At 66.3% G+C, this 14,563-nt stretch carries 17 protein-coding genes; 5 read left to right on the forward strand and 12 right to left on the reverse strand.

The window, feature by feature from the left end; genetic code table 11:
* Positions 1 to 52: 52 nt before the first annotated feature.
* Positions 53 to 724, forward strand: a complete 672-nt coding sequence (locus FRZ44_RS13615) for a Fe2+-dependent dioxygenase (protein WP_191908082.1) — start codon at positions 53 to 55, stop codon at positions 722 to 724.
* Positions 725 to 731: 7 nt separating this feature from the next.
* On the forward strand, positions 732 to 1,538 hold the full coding sequence (gene tam, locus FRZ44_RS13620) for a trans-aconitate 2-methyltransferase (RefSeq protein ID WP_151177710.1): 807 nt from the start codon (positions 732 to 734) through the stop codon (positions 1,536 to 1,538).
* 3 nt (positions 1,539 to 1,541) lie between these two features.
* On the opposite strand, the gene FRZ44_RS13625 is transcribed toward tam, so the two are convergent.
* Complete coding sequence (locus tag FRZ44_RS13625; protein WP_151177711.1) at positions 1,542 to 2,429, reverse strand: polysaccharide deacetylase family protein; 888 nt, start codon at positions 2,427 to 2,429, stop codon at positions 1,542 to 1,544.
* Between the two features lie 92 nt (positions 2,430 to 2,521).
* The gene (locus FRZ44_RS13630) at positions 2,522 to 3,442 is read right to left on the reverse strand and encodes a helix-turn-helix transcriptional regulator (protein WP_151177712.1); all 921 of its coding nucleotides are present in this window, start codon (positions 3,440 to 3,442) and stop codon (positions 2,522 to 2,524) included.
* A gap of 125 nt (positions 3,443 to 3,567) precedes the next feature.
* Here FRZ44_RS13630 and FRZ44_RS13635 point away from each other — a divergent pair, with 125 nt between their 5' ends.
* Positions 3,568 to 4,038 carry an SRPBCC family protein gene (locus FRZ44_RS13635; RefSeq protein WP_151177713.1) on the forward strand — a complete coding sequence of 157 codons (471 nt, stop codon included), beginning with the start codon at positions 3,568 to 3,570 and terminating at the stop codon, positions 4,036 to 4,038.
* Between the two features lie 16 nt (positions 4,039 to 4,054).
* Here the strand turns inward: FRZ44_RS13635 and FRZ44_RS13640 are convergent, their stop codons facing one another.
* A complete protein-coding gene (locus FRZ44_RS13640) occupies positions 4,055 to 4,663 on the reverse strand; it encodes a TetR/AcrR family transcriptional regulator (protein ID WP_151177714.1) in 609 nt (202 codons plus the stop codon).
* A gap of 116 nt (positions 4,664 to 4,779) precedes the next feature.
* Between FRZ44_RS13640 and FRZ44_RS13645 the strand changes: the two genes are divergently transcribed.
* Positions 4,780 to 5,145 (forward strand): VOC family protein, encoded by a 366-nt coding sequence (locus FRZ44_RS13645; protein ID WP_151177715.1) that lies wholly within the window; start codon positions 4,780 to 4,782, stop codon positions 5,143 to 5,145.
* Positions 5,146 to 5,207: 62 nt separating this feature from the next.
* Here FRZ44_RS13645 and FRZ44_RS13650 read toward each other — a convergent pair whose 3' ends face one another.
* The 5 genes from FRZ44_RS13650 to FRZ44_RS13670 all read right to left on the reverse strand — a co-directional run bounded on the left by FRZ44_RS13650 (position 5,208) and on the right by FRZ44_RS13670 (position 10,112).
* Positions 5,208 to 6,374, reverse strand: a complete 1,167-nt coding sequence (locus tag FRZ44_RS13650; protein ID WP_225308248.1) for an acyl-CoA dehydrogenase family protein — start codon at positions 6,372 to 6,374, stop codon at positions 5,208 to 5,210.
* Between the two features lie 180 nt (positions 6,375 to 6,554).
* A complete protein-coding gene (locus tag FRZ44_RS13655) occupies positions 6,555 to 7,514 on the reverse strand; it encodes an L-carnitine dehydrogenase (RefSeq protein WP_151177716.1) in 960 nt (319 codons plus the stop codon).
* A gap of 25 nt (positions 7,515 to 7,539) precedes the next feature.
* A complete protein-coding gene (locus FRZ44_RS13660; RefSeq protein ID WP_151177717.1) occupies positions 7,540 to 8,427 on the reverse strand; it encodes a BKACE family enzyme in 888 nt (295 codons plus the stop codon).
* A 138-nt stretch (positions 8,428 to 8,565) separates the two neighbouring features.
* The gene (locus FRZ44_RS13665; RefSeq protein WP_225308249.1) at positions 8,566 to 9,555 is read right to left on the reverse strand and encodes a GlxA family transcriptional regulator; all 990 of its coding nucleotides are present in this window, start codon (positions 9,553 to 9,555) and stop codon (positions 8,566 to 8,568) included.
* 77 nt (positions 9,556 to 9,632) lie between these two features.
* Entirely contained in the window at positions 9,633 to 10,112 is a 480-nt protein-coding gene (locus FRZ44_RS13670) for a thioesterase family protein (RefSeq protein WP_151177718.1), read from the reverse strand.
* A 138-nt stretch (positions 10,113 to 10,250) separates the two neighbouring features.
* On the opposite strand from FRZ44_RS13670, the gene FRZ44_RS13675 reads away from it, so the two are divergent.
* The gene (locus tag FRZ44_RS13675) at positions 10,251 to 10,877 is read left to right on the forward strand and encodes a cupin domain-containing protein (RefSeq protein WP_151177719.1); all 627 of its coding nucleotides are present in this window, start codon (positions 10,251 to 10,253) and stop codon (positions 10,875 to 10,877) included.
* Between the two features lie 24 nt (positions 10,878 to 10,901).
* Here FRZ44_RS13675 and FRZ44_RS13680 read toward each other — a convergent pair whose 3' ends face one another.
* The 4 genes from FRZ44_RS13680 to FRZ44_RS13695 all read right to left on the reverse strand — a co-directional run bounded on the left by FRZ44_RS13680 (position 10,902) and on the right by FRZ44_RS13695 (position 14,522).
* Positions 10,902 to 11,663 carry an enoyl-CoA hydratase/isomerase family protein gene (locus FRZ44_RS13680; protein ID WP_191908083.1) on the reverse strand — a complete coding sequence of 254 codons (762 nt, stop codon included), beginning with the start codon at positions 11,661 to 11,663 and terminating at the stop codon, positions 10,902 to 10,904.
* 21 nt (positions 11,664 to 11,684) lie between these two features.
* Positions 11,685 to 12,842: an acyl-CoA dehydrogenase family protein gene (locus FRZ44_RS13685; RefSeq protein WP_151177721.1), complete on the reverse strand. Its 1,158-nt coding sequence runs from the start codon at positions 12,840 to 12,842 to the stop codon at positions 11,685 to 11,687.
* 17 nt (positions 12,843 to 12,859) lie between these two features.
* Positions 12,860 to 13,609, reverse strand: coding sequence for an SDR family NAD(P)-dependent oxidoreductase (locus FRZ44_RS13690; RefSeq protein WP_151177722.1), 750 nt, complete (start codon positions 13,607 to 13,609; stop codon positions 12,860 to 12,862).
* Positions 13,610 to 13,679: 70 nt separating this feature from the next.
* Positions 13,680 to 14,522: an amidohydrolase family protein gene (locus tag FRZ44_RS13695; RefSeq protein WP_191908084.1), complete on the reverse strand. Its 843-nt coding sequence runs from the start codon at positions 14,520 to 14,522 to the stop codon at positions 13,680 to 13,682.
* Positions 14,523 to 14,563 lie beyond the last annotated feature (41 nt).

Consider the following 14,563-nt stretch of genomic DNA (forward strand, 5'->3'; position numbering starts at 1 on the left):
CGGCCACGGACAGCCTTCCTCAGCCATGCTTCAGAGGCCCAGCGACCGCCCGATGATCTATCTCATCCCCAACATCATGACCGCCGCCGAGGTGGCGGAGTTCACCAAGCTGGTCGCCGAGAGCAGCTTCGAGGACGGCATCGCCACCGCCGGCAGCCAGGCGCGGCGCGTCAAGAAGAACGAGCAGCTGGCCCGCACCGACAAGAACAAGCCCGAGGTGCAGAAGCGTGTGCGCGACATGCTGCTGCGCAGCGTCGAGTTCAAGCGCGCCACCCTGCCCAAGCATATCCGCCCCTGCCTCATCAGCCGCTACCGCCCGGGCATGCGCTACGGCCCGCATGTCGACAACGGCGTCATGGGCAGCGACAGCCCGGTGCGCAGCGATATCGCGGTGACGCTGTTCCTCTGCGAGCCCGGCGACTATGACGGCGGCGAGCTGGTCATCCACACCAATTTCGGCCCGCAGCAGGTGAAGCTGCCGCTGGGCTCGGCCGTGGTCTATCCGGCCTCGAGCCTGCATGAGGTGACGCCCCTGACGCGCGGCGAACGGCTCTGCGCCGTCACCTGGATCCAGAGCCTGGTGCGCGATCCGGCCCGGCGCGAGGTGCTCTACGAGCTGGATGTGGTCCGGCGCAAGCTGCATGAGAAGCAGCCGGACGCCGAGGAGACCTATCTGGTGCAGAAGAATCACGCCAACCTGATCCGCATGTGGGCGGACACCTGAGTTCCGGATGAGAGCCGCGCCGGCACCCTCGACCGCGAAGCCCGACTGGCAGCCGGCGCTCTATAAGCGGTTCGTCGGCGAGCGCGAGCGTCCCGCGCTCGACCTCATCAACCGCATTCCGCTCGACGAGCCCGGCTTCATCCTCGATGTCGGCTGCGGCGCCGGCAATGTGACGGCCCTCCTTCGGGCGCGCTGGCCGCGGGCCCGGCTTCTCGGCATGGACAATTCGCCGGCGATGCTGGCCTCGGCCCGCGCCGCGCTGCCCGATGTCGAGTTCGTCGAAGGCGACGCTTCGCGCTGGCGCCCGCCCGTACCCACCGACCTGCTCTTCACCAACGCCGTGCTGCAATGGCTGCCCGATCATGAACATCTGTTCCCGCATCTCTTCGGGCAGTTGAAGCCGGGCGGCGTCCTGGCGGTGCAGATGCCGCGCAACCACGACCGGCCCTCTCATACGCAGATGATCGAGACGGCCAAGGCCGGGCCCTGGCGGGACAAGCTCGCCGTTCAGATCGACCGGCCGCAGCGCGTGGCGGAGCCCGCCTTTTATGCGCGGCTGATGGCCTCGATGACGAGCGCCGCCGATATCTGGGAGATCGACTATCTCATGCGCCTGCAGGGCGACAATCCGGTCGTGACCTGGACGCGGGCGACGGGCCTGCGGCCCTTCATGGAGCCGCTCGACGAGGCTGAGCGGACGCGTTTCGAGGCGGACTATGCCGCCCGCATCCGGGCCGCCTATCCGCCCGAGGCCGATGGCAGCACGCTCTTCGCCTTCCGCCGGATCTTCATCCTGGCGGTAAGGCCGGCCTGACGCTCAGGCCGGGACGCGGTGCGAGGCCGGCTGAGCCTGGATCGCGCCGGAGTTCCGCCAGGCCTCCAGCGGATTGGCCTTGCGCCAGCCCTCGACATAGTCGTTCAGCGTCGTGAACTTCACGTCGGTGAAGCTCTTATAGTGCTCGATCAGGCGCTCCAGCATCATCATGCGATAGCCGCGGCCGATGACCTGCGGATGCATCGTCAGATTGAACAGCCCACCCGGCGCGTTCTGGTGCGCATAGTCGAACTCGTCGCGCCAGATCTCCTCCACCTTCGAGGCCGAGGCCAGGCCCTGGCAGTCGCGATCGACGAACTCGAAATGCGGGAAATCGTCCAGCAGCCAGGTGATCGGCAGCTCGACCAGATCGACATTCGCGCCGAACACATAGGGCGTCTTGTCGTCATACTTGTCGCCGACCCGCGCGTAATAGGGGATGAAATCGCCGCCCATCAGGCTCGAATCGTAGGAGAAACCGTAATCGAGCAGGATCTTGATGGTGTGCTGGCTGAAATCCCATGACGGCGAGCGATAGCCCGTCGGCCTCACGCCGGCGGCCTTCTGCAGCGCCTCGAGCCCCAGCTCCATATTGCGCCGCTCGCCGGCCTCGTCGAAATCGGCGGGGTTCTCATGCACCCAGCCGTGATGCGCGATCTCATGGCCCTCGCCATGGATGCGCTTGATGAGCTCCGGATAGGCCAGGGCCGTATGGCCCGGCACGCAGAAGGTGCCGGGGATGCGATGCTTGGCGAGGAGATCGAGGATGCGCGGGATGGAGACGGCGCAGAACTCGCCGCGCGAGACCACACTCGGGTTGCGGGCCTTGTAGGAGCCCACCCACACCGACATGGCGTCGAAGTCGAAAGTCAATGCACATCCGAGCGTCATGATGGCCTCTCCTGCCTGATGCGATCCGTCCTTGCCCTGCGCCCATTATGCCCTGCCGGACCCCTCGCCCAATACCCTGCGGAAGGTAGGCGCTAGGACCGGCGCGCCCTCGCCGAGAACTGCTTGATGCGGTCGATGAAGAGCAGGAACAGCTCCGTCTGCGACGAGATCGAGAGCTTGGCATAGAGATGCTTGCGATGCACCTTGACGGTCTCGCCGCTGATCCTGAGCGCCTGGCCGATCGAGACGTTGGAATGGCCCTGCAGGATGAGGGCCGCGATCTCGGTCTCGCGCGCGGTCGCGTGAAACCCCCGGAGCCAGTCCTGGGCGATGTCGATGACGGGGGCGCTCGCAGCGGCGAGTCCGTCGAAGGTCACCGGCTCGAGCCAGGTCTGGATCGGACCGCGGACCTGGCGGCGAAGGAGCGCCGTCAGCAAGGGCGCGATATGCGAGAAGGCGGCGAATTCGCGCGCGTTGAACCGCTCGGAGCCGAGACGGCGGCCCAGGGAGAGATGGATCGTCAGATCCTCGTCGAACGGCCAGAGCAGGCCGATCTCGTCGATCATCGACACTTTGGCGTAGTAGCTGCGGTAGAACTCGCTCTCGACGAAGCGGTCGGGCGCCAGATGCTTGAGGCGGTGGATGCCGGCGCGGCGCTCGTCCTTGCTGGCGAGATAGAAGGGATCCAGCAGATAGGCGCCTTGCGCATACATCATCCGGAAGAAATTCGGCTCCTGCGGCGACTTCTGATGGAGGATGAGCGGCGAGCCCATGTTGCGGAAGACGATGGCGACCAGATTGTTGATATGGAGCACGGTGTTCAAGAGGTCGTGCAGATGGTCGAAGAACCGCTCGGTCTCGAGATGCTCGACCAGCCCGCCGAGGGCGGCCGGATCGAGGATGGCCGTGGACAGCGACCCCCGACGGTGAGCGGCCGCCACCGCACGCGGTTTTGCCTCCTTCAGCAGCCGGTGCTGGCGATCGCGCGGTCGAAATTCACGGATGACGGCCAAGGAAGGGGCTCCGATCGGCGGACAGGCCGGCAGGCTATCAAAGCCGCCGCCATCCTGGCTAGCCGCCAAGCTTTAAAAGGGGAACAGTTCGCCGCCCGGCCCGTTTCCGCTCTATCATGGCCGCTATGAGCGAACGAGCAACCACGGTCGTTTCCAGGGTCATCGCGGTCCCTCCCGATGGGGTCTATCACGCCTTCCTGGATCGGGAGGCCGTGGCGGCCTGGCTGCCGCCGGGTTCCATGAGCGGCATCGTCCATGAGTTCGACCCGCGCGAAGGCGGCGCCTTCAGCATGTCGCTGGTCTATCCGGACGACGACCGCAGCTCGCGCGGCAAGAGCTCGGCCAGCACCGATACCTTCAAGGGCCGCTTCGAGAAGCTGGTCCCCGACCGGGAGATCGTCTGGGCGAGCGTCTTCGAATCTGCGGATATGGCCTTCTCCGGCGAGATGACGGTGACCACGACCCTGGAGCCCGTCGAGGGCGGCACCAACGTCACCATCACCTGCGAGAACATCCCGCCGGGCATCAAGCCGGAAGATAACGAAGAAGGCTGCCGCGCCTCGCTCGAGAAGCTCGCTTCCTTCCTCGGCGGATGACGGGTCCCCGGCCCGCTCAGGCGGGCTCGGGTGTCTTGCCCCAGGCGCCGATCGACTGCGCCATCTTGCGAGCGGCCTCACGCAGGTCGTCGGCCAGCGCCGGATCGTCCACGGCGCGCGCGAGCACCATGCCGCCGACGCAGAGCGCCGCGATCCCGAGCGCGCGTTCGCGCGCCGCCTTGCGATCGGGGCCGAGGTTAGCCGAGAAGGCGCCGACCATCATGTCCAGCACCTCGCGATAGGCGGCCTTCACGGCAGTGCCGCCGCGCGCCACATCGCTCGGCAGCCCCAGCATCGGGCAGGAACCCTCGACATCCTCGAAATGCTCGCGCGAGAGATAGACATCGACGATCGTGGCCGCGAGCGGACGGTCGGCCGGCGGCGGAATGCCCTGGCTGCATTGCCAGGGCTCGCTCGGGAAACGGCGCGTGAAGGCCGTGATCGCCTCGGCATAGAGCTCGTCCTTGCTGTCGAAATAGCTGTAGAAGCCGCCGCGGGTGAGGCCGGCCCCGGCCATGACCGCGTCGATCGAGACCTCCGACAGGCCGTTGCGGTTGAACAGGCGCCGGGCGCTGGCGAGGATCTTCTCGCGGGTTTCCTGCCGGTGGTCCTGGGGATAGGGCATGGTCCGTCACCTCTGTGTCATGCAGGAGAGTGAGCCGGAACTAAAATATGTTCTTGAACATATTTTGGCCCAGGACTGAAGTCCATGCCGCGTCACCCCCAACCCGGAGAGCGATCATGGGCAACCCCTTCGTGCATGTCGAACTGAGCAGCACCGATCTCGCCAAGGCCAGGCCGTTCTACAAGTCCCTGTTCGACTGGAAGCTCGAGGATGTCGAGATGGGCGGCGGCGTGACCTACACCCTGATCAAGGTCGGCGACGGCACCGGCGGCGGCATGATGAAACAGATGACCCCCGGCGCGCCCTCCTTCTGGCTGCCCTATGTCCTGGTCGACGACATCGCCGCCGCGACCGCCAAAGCCAAGAAGCTCGGCGCCAAGGTGATGAAGGACGTGACCGAGGTGATGGGCATGGGCTCGCTCTCGATCATCATCGATCCGAGCGGCGCGACGCTGGGGCTCTGGCAGCCGAAGAGGAAGTAGGGAACAGAAAGTCACCTCACCCCGACCCTCTCCCCGCAAGCGCGGGGCGAGGGAGGCGGGCCTCAGCCTTCATGCGGCCGCAACAGCGCGCGGCTGATGATGTGGCGCTGGATCTCGGAGGTGCCGTCCCAGATTCGCTCGACGCGGGCGTCGCGCCAGAGGCGTTCGACGCCGACCTCTTCCATCAGGCCCATGCCGCCGAAGATCTGCACGGCATGGTCAGTGACGCGCGCCAGCATCTCGGTCGCGTAGAGCTTGGCCATCGCGTAGTCCTGGTCCTGCACCGTTCCCTGGTCGGCCTTCCAGGCGGCGCTCATCACCAGCCATTCGGCGGCCTGGATCTCGGTCGCCATGTCGGCGAGCTTGAAGGAGACGCCCTGGAACTTGCCGATGGTCTGGCCGAACTGCTTGCGGGTGGCCGCCCATTGCGTCGCCATCTCCAGCGCCTTCTGCGCGCGGCCGACGCATTGCGTCGCGACCGTGAGGCGCGTGGCGCCGAGCCATTTGTTGGCAACGTCGAAGCCGTGATGCTCCTCGCCCAGGATCTGCGCGACCGGCAGCTTGCAGTCGGTGAAGATCAGTTCGCAATGGTGATAGCCGCGATGCGAGACCGAGTTGGGGCCTTTCCGCACCTCGAGGCCCGGCGTTCCCTTGTCCACCAGGAAGGAGGTGATGAGCTTCTTGGCCCCCTTCCCCGTCTGCTCCTCGCCGCTGGCCGCGAACAGCACGATGAAATCGGCGACGTCGGCATAGGAGATGAAATGCTTGGTGCCGTTGACGATGTAATGGTCGCCCTGGCGCACCGCGCGGGTCTTCATCGAGCGCAGGTCGGAGCCGGCGCCGGGCTCGGTCAGGGCCAGGCATTCGACGCGCTCGCCGCGGATCGCGGGCTTCAGATAGCGATCGATCTGCTCGCCGACGCAGGCGCGCAGGATGTTGGAGGGACGCGCCACGGCATATTGGAGCGCGAACGACGTGCGGCCGAGCTCGCGCTCCATCAGCGCCAGCGCGACATGATCGAGCCCGCCGCCGCCCAGCTCCTCCGGCATGTTGGCGGCCCAGAACCCCGCCTTGAGCGCGCGGTCGCGGATCTGCGCGATCAGCTCGGGGCGCACGGCGTTGGTCTTCTCGACCTCGTTCTCGTAAGGCACGAGCTCCGCCTCGACGAAGGCCCGCACGCTGTCGACCAGGAGCTGCTGCTCGGTGCTCAGTCCGAAATCCATGGTCATGGCCTTTCGATAGCGAGTCCCGCTGCCCCCTGGCGAAGATTGAAGGGCAACGGCCTCTCGTTCGACTGCACTGTCATGCCCCGGCTTGACCCGGGCATCCAGGCGACTGGATCGCCGGGTCAAGCCCGGCGATGACAGAACAATAAATGCCGCAAGCGTTAGGGAGCCTTGGCGCCTCCCTCAATCCTCCGGCGACATCCCGTGCTTCTTCTTCACGCGCGCGATCGCTTCCATCACCTCGATGATGCAGTCGTTGCGGTAGCGCTCCAGCTCCTTGACGGTGCGGCCCTTGGCCTGGGCGGTGGTGCCGTCGGCGACCTTGTTGATGAGGTCCTCGGTCAGCTCCGGCGCCACCAGCTTGGTCCAGGGCAGCTTCAGCGCCGGCCCGAACTGCTTCATGAAATGATGCATGCCCGCATCGCCGCCGGCGATGTGGTAGATCATCATCTGACCCATATAGGAGAAGCGGATTCCGGCGCCGAAGCGCATCGCGTCGTCGATGTCGGCCGTGGTGGCGACGCCGTCATTGATCAGATGCAGGGATTCGCGCCACAGGGCCTCGAGCAGGCGGTCGGCGACGAAGCCCTCGATCTCCTTCTTCACCCGCATCGGCCGCATGCCGATGGACTGATAGAAGGCGCAGGCGCGATCGACCGAGGCCGGCGCCGTCTTCTTGCCGCCGAGCACCTCGACCAGCGGCAGCAGATAGACCGGATTGAAAGGATGGCCGACCACGAGCCGTTCCGGATGCCGGCATTTCGCCTGCATGTCGGTCGGCAGCAGGCCCGAGGTCGAGGAGCCGACGATCACGTCGGGCCGTGCCGCGGCATCGATCTGGGCATGCAGCTTGATCTTGAGCTCGAGCACCTCGGGTGCGGATTCCTGGACGAAATCGGCGCCCTTCACCGCTTCCTCGACGGTCTTCACGAAGCGGCAGCGCTTGAGGTCGGCACCCTTCGCGAGGCCGACACGCGTCAGCGCCGGCCAGGCGTTCTCGAGGCTGGCCTTGAGCTTGGCCTCGGCATCCGGACCCGGATCCCAGGCCACCACATCGAGCCCGTGCGCGAGGAAGCGCCCGGCCCAGCCCGCACCGATGACGCCCGTGCCGATGACGGCACAGGTCTTGATCGCGTTCGCCATGGGGTCGTTCCCTTCGTGCTGACGCTCAGTGGCGCTTCTTCAGGCCGAACTTCTTGCGCGCCTCGTCGGGCGTCACGGCCCGCGCGCCCATGAGATTGAGGATCTTGATCACGCGATCGACCAGGGTGCCGTTCGAGGCGTGGACGCCCTTGTCGAGCCAGATATTGTCCTCGAGGCCGACGCGCACATTGCCGCCGAGCACCGCGGCCTGGGTCGCCATCGGCATCTGGTTGCGGCCGATGCCGAAGGCCGACCAATTGGCGCCCTCGGGCAGATTGTCCACCATCGCCTTCATCGAGACGGTGTCGGCGGGGGCACCCCACGGAATGCCGAGGCAGATCTGGAACAGCGGCGGCGCGTCGAGCAGGCCTTCCTTGAACATCTGCTTGGCGAACCAGAGATGGCCGGTGTCGAAACATTCGAGCTCGGGCTTCACACCCAGCTCCTGGACGCGCTTGGCGCCCTTGCGCAGCATCACCGGCGTCGAGACATAGATCGTCTCGCCGTCGCCAAAATTCAGCGTGCCGCAATCGAGCGTGCAGATCTCGGGCAGGAGCTCTTCGACATGGGGCAGACGCTCGATGGCGCTGATGAGGTCGGTGTTCGGGCCGGGCTTCAACGGGCTGCCGTCATTCACCTCGAGGTCGCCACCCATGCCGGCGGTGAGATTGATCACCACGTCGGTGCTGCTCGAGCGGATGCGGTCGACGACTTCCTTGTAATACTCGACCGTCCGCGCGCCCTTGCCTGTCTTGGGATCGCGCACATGGATATGGGCGATCGCGGCGCCCGCCTTGGCGGCCTCGATCGCGGCGTCGGCGATCTGCTTGGGCGTCACCGGAATGGCCGGGTGCTTACCGACCGTGTCGCCGGCGCCGGTCACGGCGCAGGTCACGACAACATCGTAATTCATGGGGCTCTCCTCCCTGGGGGCGTCTTTTGAAGCTGGGCGCGATGGTCAGCCGAGAGGCCGGCCTTCGCTTGACGGATTTCGCCGCCAATATGACGTTTTCCGCCATAGCGGCAAGCGCATTCGAAGGGAGCGGCCCGATCAGGCGCCTATTGTACCAGGACGCCGCTCCGCGCGGGGGGAACGGCCTGCCCAGGCATGATAGCTGCGCGAGAAATGCGCCGCCGAGCCGAAGCCGCAGGCGACCGCGACCTCGACCACCGGCATCTCGCTGTACTGCAACAAGGCGCGGGCCCGCTGCAGGCGCAGATCGAGGTAATAGCGCTGGGGCGTGGTGTTGAGATGCAGGCGGAACAACCGCTCCAGCTGCCGCTGCGAGAGGCCCGCCGCGCGCGCCATGCGACCGGCATCGAGCGGCTCCTCGAGATTCTTCTCCATGAGCGCGATCGCTCGCCCGAGCCCCGCATGCGAGACGCCCTGCCTCGCAGCGGGCTCCATGCGCTGGCGGTCCTGCGGATCGCGGATGCGGGCATGGATGAACTGCTCGGAGACGGCCGTCGCCAGGCGATGGCCATGCCGGCGCGAGATGACGTGGAGCATCATGTCGAGTGCCGCGGTGCCGCCGGCACAGGTCAGGCGGTTGCGGTCGATGGCGAAGAGCCCGCCCTCGGCCTCGACCTTCGGAAACTGCTCGCGGAAGGAGTCGAGCACCTCCCAATGGGTGGTGGCGCGATAGCCGTCGAGCAGGCCGGCGCGCGCCAGCACGAAGCTGCCGGTGTCCATGGCGCCCAGCTCGACGCCGTTGCGGTCGAGCCGGCGCAGCCAGTCGCGGATGCGCCGGTCATAGCCCTGCTCCGGCTCGAAGCCGGCGCCCACCACCACGGTTCGATAGCGCGAGGGACCGCGGCCGAGTTGACCCAGATTGCGATCCGCGACGAGGCTCATCCCGTTCGAGGCGGCGATCGAGGCGCCCTCGAGCGAGACGATCTCCCACCGATAGAGCTCGGCACCGGCCAGCCGGTTGGCGACCCGCAGCGGCTCGACCGCCGAGACGAAGGCCATCATCGAGAATTTGGGCAGGAGCAGGAAACCCAGGGTCTCGGGCAGGTCGCTGCGGGCGGCGGTGGGCATGGCGGAATCCGGCCGTGAGGAGGCTGTCGGTTGCCCTCATCTAATGGCGGAAATCCTCAAGAGTCAAAAGGCGCGATTTACTTCTTCGGCGGCAGGGAGATCACATGCCCGACATTCTCCGGCCGCGGCAGGCCGGCATGGGCGCGCGCGATGGGCTCGATCCTGGCCCGAACCTCGGGGAGGAAGGGCGCCGAGCGCCGCTGGTTCATGTCGATGTTCATCAGCATCTGCTCGCTGGTCGCGCGGGGCTCCGGCGCGTCCTCGGCATAGAGGGTGTAGAACACATGAAGCCGCTTCGCGTCCCAGCCCAGGACCTGAGTGTCGGTCCAGGTCTCCTTGCCGACCTTGATCTCGCGCAGATAGTTGAGGTGGACCTCGAGCGTGAACAGGCTGTGGCCCTTCTCGGCCCGCTCCTTCTCGCCCAGACCGATATGGTCCATGAAGGTCGTGGTGTTGTTGCTGAAGATCAGCAAATAGTAGGCGTCGAGCAGATGACCGTTATAGTCGATCCAATCCGGCTGGACGCGCTCGCGATGGAGACGGAGAAGTCCGGTCATCCTCTATTTCCCTCTGCCAAGAATGGCGGGAATAATGAAACGGCCCTCCCCTCTTGCGCAAGGGGCGCCGGACCAACTTGAAGTCCGGTCGGAATCGGCGATAACTATCCGCTTGGGGCAATGCGCAGAGTGAAGGCCATGGAAGATCGGGTTTCGACCACACTGGACCGGCTTCGTCACGGGGGCGCTCGCCAGAAATCGGCCAAGGCCGACGGAGTTCCCGACGACCTCGGTGCGCGGCTGGCCTGGCTGCGGAAGATGCACGGGCTGTCGCAGCGCGAGCTGGCCAAGCGCGCGGGCATGACCAACGGTGCGATCTCGCTGATCGAGAAGAACCTGTCGAGTCCCCAGGTCGCCTCGCTGCGGAAGATCCTGAACGTCTTCCCCATCAGCATCGCCGAGTTCTTCTCGCTGAAGCTCCGGGACGACCACCAGATCTATTTCTCGGCCAAGGACCTGGTCGAGATGGGCGGCAAGGATATCTCGCTGCGCCTCGTCGCCGGGCAGAACCGGAGCCGCAAGCTCCAAGTGTTCCATGAGCGTTTTGCCCCGGGCTCGGATACCGGCAAGCAGATGCTGCAGCATGAAGGCGAAGAGGCCGGCGTCGTGATCCGCGGCCGGATCGAGCTCACGGTCGGCCGGCAGAAGAAGGAGCTCGGCCCCGGCGAGGCCTACTACTTCTCCAGCGCCCTGCCCCATCGCTTTCGCAATCTCGGGACCGAGGAATGCGAAATGGTGAGCGCCGCCACGCCGCCGAGCTTCTGAGCGGCGGCCTCTCGTCCCCTTTCGTTAGGGCATCTTGTCGGTGAACTTCTTCGCACCCGCATCCAGCGCATCGGACGCAAGCACGGACATGTCCGCCAGCAGCTCGAGATGCCGCGCGGTCCTCGTCGAGACCGCGGTCCCGTGCGTGAGCAGGCCTTTGGCGATGCTGACGATGTCGGGATTGGTCCGGCCGAAAGTCTCCACGGCCAGCGCCCGCGCCGCGGCGAAGGCCTCGCCCTCCGGCACCACGCGATTGATCACGCCCCAGTCCAGCGCTTCCTCGGCGGTGAGCCGGCGCCCGAACAGGACGAGCTCGCGCGCGCGGGCGACTCCCACGATGCGCGGCAGCCGAACGGTGCCGCCCCAGCTCGGCAGCGCCCCCAGCGCCACCTCGGGCAGGCCGAAGCTGGCCTTCGCGCCGGCGATCCGGTAGTCGCAGGAAAGCGCGATCTCGAGCCCGCCGCCCAGGCAATAGCCCTCGATGGCGGCGATGACCGGGCAAGGATGCTGCTCGATCACGTCGCCCAGCGCATGGCCGAGATCGGTGTGGGCGATGCGATCCTTCAGGGACTGGGACGCGAGCTCCTTGATGTCGGAGCCCGCGCTGAAGGCCTTGAGCCCCGCGCCCCGCATCACGATGGCCGCGACGTTGGGCGGGGCAAGGCTCTCGAGACTGGCCTTCAGCCGTCCGAGCGTTTCGTCGTTCAGGGCATTGCGGACCTGCTCGCGCGTGATCGTCAGGCAGGCGATCCGGTCGACGACGTCCAGACTGAGACTGTCAGCCACGGCGATTCCTTTCCATGCCCGTCAGGTTTCCGCGAAAGGCAGCCCGACCTTTTCCAGATAGCGGCCGATGAGCATCTTCTGGATCTGGCTGGTGCCGTCGAAAATCTGGAAGGCCTTCACGTCGCGCATCATGCGCTCGACCGGAAAATCCCGGCTGAGGCCACTGCCGCCGAGCGCCTGCACCGCATCGGTGGTGATCTGCATCGCGGCTTCGGTCGCGACCAGCTTCGCCATCGCGGCGAAGGTGCTGGCGCGCCGGTCGCGACGGGTTTCGACCAGCGTCATCGCCTGCTCCCACAGGCTGCGCGCGGCGGCGAGCCGGGCCGTGGAGTCCGCCAGCAGGAACTGCAGGCCCTGATGCTGGATGATCGGCTTGCCGAACTGAACGCGCTCCTTGGCATAGGACACGGCCACCTCCAGCGCCGCCTGCGCGACACCCAGCGCCATGGCGGCGCAATTGAGCCGGGCCTCGTCTAGGCAGACCATGGCGATCTTGAAACCTTCGCCCTCCTCGCCCAGCCGGTGGTCCGCGGGGATCCGGGCCTCGTCGAACAGCAGCTGCGTGGTCGGGCTGCCGCGCAGGCCCAGGAGATCCTCGTCGCGGCCGATGGTGAAGCCCGGCGTGTTGCGCGGCACGAGAAAGGCCGAGACACCCTTGTTGCCGGCTTCGCGATCGGTCTTGGCGAAGACGACGAAGACGTCGCCGACGGAGCCATTGGTGCACCAGGATTTGCGGCCGGTGATGACATACTCGTCGCCCACGCGCCGCGCCGAGGTGGTGATGGCGCCGGCGTCGGAGCCCGCGCCCGGTTCCGAGAGCGAGAAGCAGGGGATCAGCGTGCCGGCCGCGATGCCGGGCAGATAGCGTTCCTTCAGATGTCGGGGTGCCGAATGCACGATCGGCGTGCAGGCATCGCCGCAATTGCTGTAGATCAGCGCGAAGGAGGCGCTGGCGCGCGCCAGCCGCTCGGAAATCAGGAGCGGCGTGGCGAAGTCGGGTCCCGTTCCGCCGAATTCCTCGGGAATCCAGATCCCGAAGAGGCCGAGATCGCCGGCGGCCTTGTAGAGGTCGCGCGGGAACGCGTCGCTGCGGTCGATCTCGGCCGCGCGCGGCAGCACCCGCTCCCGCGCCAGCTTGTCGACCGTCTCCAATATCTGCGTCTGCAGTGCGGCGTCCATGGGAAGCTCGCTTCCGGTCAGATCATGACGAGGCCGCCGCTGCAGCTGATGGTCTGGCCGGTGATGTAGTCGGCGTCCTTCGACAGCAGGAAGCTGACGACCGAAGCCTGGTCCTCGGGCTGTGCGACGCGGCGGAAGGGAATGAGCCGGACCATGCGCTTGATCAGCTCGGGATCGTCCTTGATCTCCTGCTGCAGCAGCGGCGTGTCGGTGGGGCCCGGCGAGACGCAATTGACGTTGATGTTGTGGCGCGCATGCTCGCGCGCGAGGCTCTTGGCGAAGGCGATGATGCCGCCCTTGGTCGCCGAATAGACCACCTCGCCGCTGGTGCCGACGCGGCCGGCGTCCGAGGCGAAATGCACCATCTTGCCGGCCTTGCGCTCGACCATGCCCTTCAGCACGGCGTGGGTCACATAGAGGACGGATTCGAGATTGATGGCGATGACCTTGCGCCAGTAGTTGGAATCCTCGTCGGCGAAGCGGGTGGTGCCGACCCAGCCGATCGTGTTCACCAGCCCCTCCACCGGCCCCAGCCGCGCCTCGATCTTGGCGACCGCGTCGCGCGTCTGTTTCTCGTCCGTCTGGTCGCAGGGCCAGAGGCTCAGCGCGCTCTTGTGGCTTCCGGCGCGCTGCATGACGGCGGCCAGCCCCTTCTCGTCGATATCCATGGCGGCGACGGTGAAGCCGTCGCTCAAGAGCCGCAACACCACGGCCTGGCCGATGCCGCCGGCAGCGCCGGTCACCAAGGCGACTTTGCGTTCAGACATTCGTCTCTCCTTTATGAGATCGCGGGGCCCGGCACCCATGGGCCGGCCCCGGTTCGAGTTCGCCAAAGTTCTAGAGGTTGAAGACCCGGGCCGCGTTCTTGCGCAGGAACTTCTCCTTGGAGCTTTCTTTCAGCCCCAGGGCGTCGACCTGCTGCAGCGACTCCTTGTGGTCGATCAGCGGATAGTCAGTGCCCCACATCACCTTGTCCTGGCCGTGCGAGTTGATGAACTTCACCAGCTCAGGCTTCCAATAGCGCGGGGCATGGGCCGAGGTGCCGAGAAACAGGTTCGGATGTTTCCAGGCCAGCGAGATCGCCTCTTCCGTCCAGGGCCAGCCCGTATGGGTGCAGACGACGGCGAGGTCCGAGAAGTAGAGCGCCACCGCGTCGAGATGGATCGGCCGACCCGGGTCGTTCGGCATGAGGTCGAGCGTGTGCCCCATGGAGATGACGGCCGGCACGTTCAGCTCCTGCGCCTTGGCGTAATAGGGGAAATAGAAGGCGTGGTCGGGCGGCAGCCCGTAGCCGTGCGGGTGGATATGGAGCCCCTTGAAGCCGTGCTCGCGCACCGACCGCTCGAACTCGGCCACCCCGGCCATGCCGCGATGAACATTGACGCCATAGAGCCCGAAGATCCGGCCGGGCGCCTGCGCCATCAGTGCTGCCACCTCCTCCACAGACGAGCTCTCGAGCGGCCGCTGATGCTTGTAGGACCAGGTCTTGATGGCGCAGACGAGCAGCTTCTCCACGCCCAGCGCATCCATGCGCCGCAGGAACTCGGGCGTCTCGTAGCCGACGAAATTATGGGTCCGGCCGACCTGGGCGAAACGGCTCTTCTCCTCCTCGTTCTCGGCATAGTTCTTCCGGATGCCTTCCGGCGAAAAATCGTTGCAGAGGATATCGATGGCTGCCATGGGCCCGTCTCTCCGGCGACCTGAATGTCGCGTCTGGAAAA

The sequence above is a fragment of the Hypericibacter terrae genome (assembly GCF_008728855.1).
In the GTDB taxonomy this organism is placed as follows: Bacteria; Pseudomonadota; Alphaproteobacteria; order Dongiales; family Dongiaceae; genus Hypericibacter; species Hypericibacter terrae.

What these genes read in the sequence shown, in the direction of transcription:
- FRZ44_RS13635 (WP_151177713.1), top strand. Translation starts at nt 3,568, where the DNA reads ATGAGCGAACGAGCAACCACGGTCGTTTCCAGGGTCATCGCGGTCCCT.
- FRZ44_RS13655 (WP_151177716.1), bottom strand. Translation starts at nt 7,514, where the DNA reads ATGGCGAACGCGATCAAGACCTGTGCCGTCATCGGCACGGGCGTCATC.
- FRZ44_RS13625 (WP_151177711.1), bottom strand. Translation starts at nt 2,429, where the DNA reads ATGACGCTCGGATGTGCATTGACTTTCGACTTCGACGCCATGTCGGTG.
- FRZ44_RS13660 (WP_151177717.1), bottom strand. Translation starts at nt 8,427, where the DNA reads ATGAATTACGATGTTGTCGTGACCTGCGCCGTGACCGGCGCCGGCGAC.
- FRZ44_RS13665 (WP_225308249.1), bottom strand. Translation starts at nt 9,555, where the DNA reads ATGCCCACCGCCGCCCGCAGCGACCTGCCCGAGACCCTGGGTTTCCTG.
- FRZ44_RS13650 (WP_225308248.1), bottom strand. Translation starts at nt 6,374, where the DNA reads ATGACCATGGATTTCGGACTGAGCACCGAGCAGCAGCTCCTGGTCGAC.
- FRZ44_RS13695 (WP_191908084.1), bottom strand. Translation starts at nt 14,522, where the DNA reads ATGGCAGCCATCGATATCCTCTGCAACGATTTTTCGCCGGAAGGCATC.
- FRZ44_RS13670 (WP_151177718.1), bottom strand. Translation starts at nt 10,112, where the DNA reads ATGACCGGACTTCTCCGTCTCCATCGCGAGCGCGTCCAGCCGGATTGG.
- FRZ44_RS13615 (WP_191908082.1), top strand. Translation starts at nt 53, where the DNA reads ATGATCTATCTCATCCCCAACATCATGACCGCCGCCGAGGTGGCGGAG.
- FRZ44_RS13685 (WP_151177721.1), bottom strand. Translation starts at nt 12,842, where the DNA reads ATGGACGCCGCACTGCAGACGCAGATATTGGAGACGGTCGACAAGCTG.
- FRZ44_RS13640 (WP_151177714.1), bottom strand. Translation starts at nt 4,663, where the DNA reads ATGCCCTATCCCCAGGACCACCGGCAGGAAACCCGCGAGAAGATCCTC.
- tam (WP_151177710.1), top strand. Translation starts at nt 732, where the DNA reads ATGAGAGCCGCGCCGGCACCCTCGACCGCGAAGCCCGACTGGCAGCCG.
- FRZ44_RS13690 (WP_151177722.1), bottom strand. Translation starts at nt 13,609, where the DNA reads ATGTCTGAACGCAAAGTCGCCTTGGTGACCGGCGCTGCCGGCGGCATC.
- FRZ44_RS13645 (WP_151177715.1), top strand. Translation starts at nt 4,780, where the DNA reads ATGGGCAACCCCTTCGTGCATGTCGAACTGAGCAGCACCGATCTCGCC.
- FRZ44_RS13675 (WP_151177719.1), top strand. Translation starts at nt 10,251, where the DNA reads ATGGAAGATCGGGTTTCGACCACACTGGACCGGCTTCGTCACGGGGGC.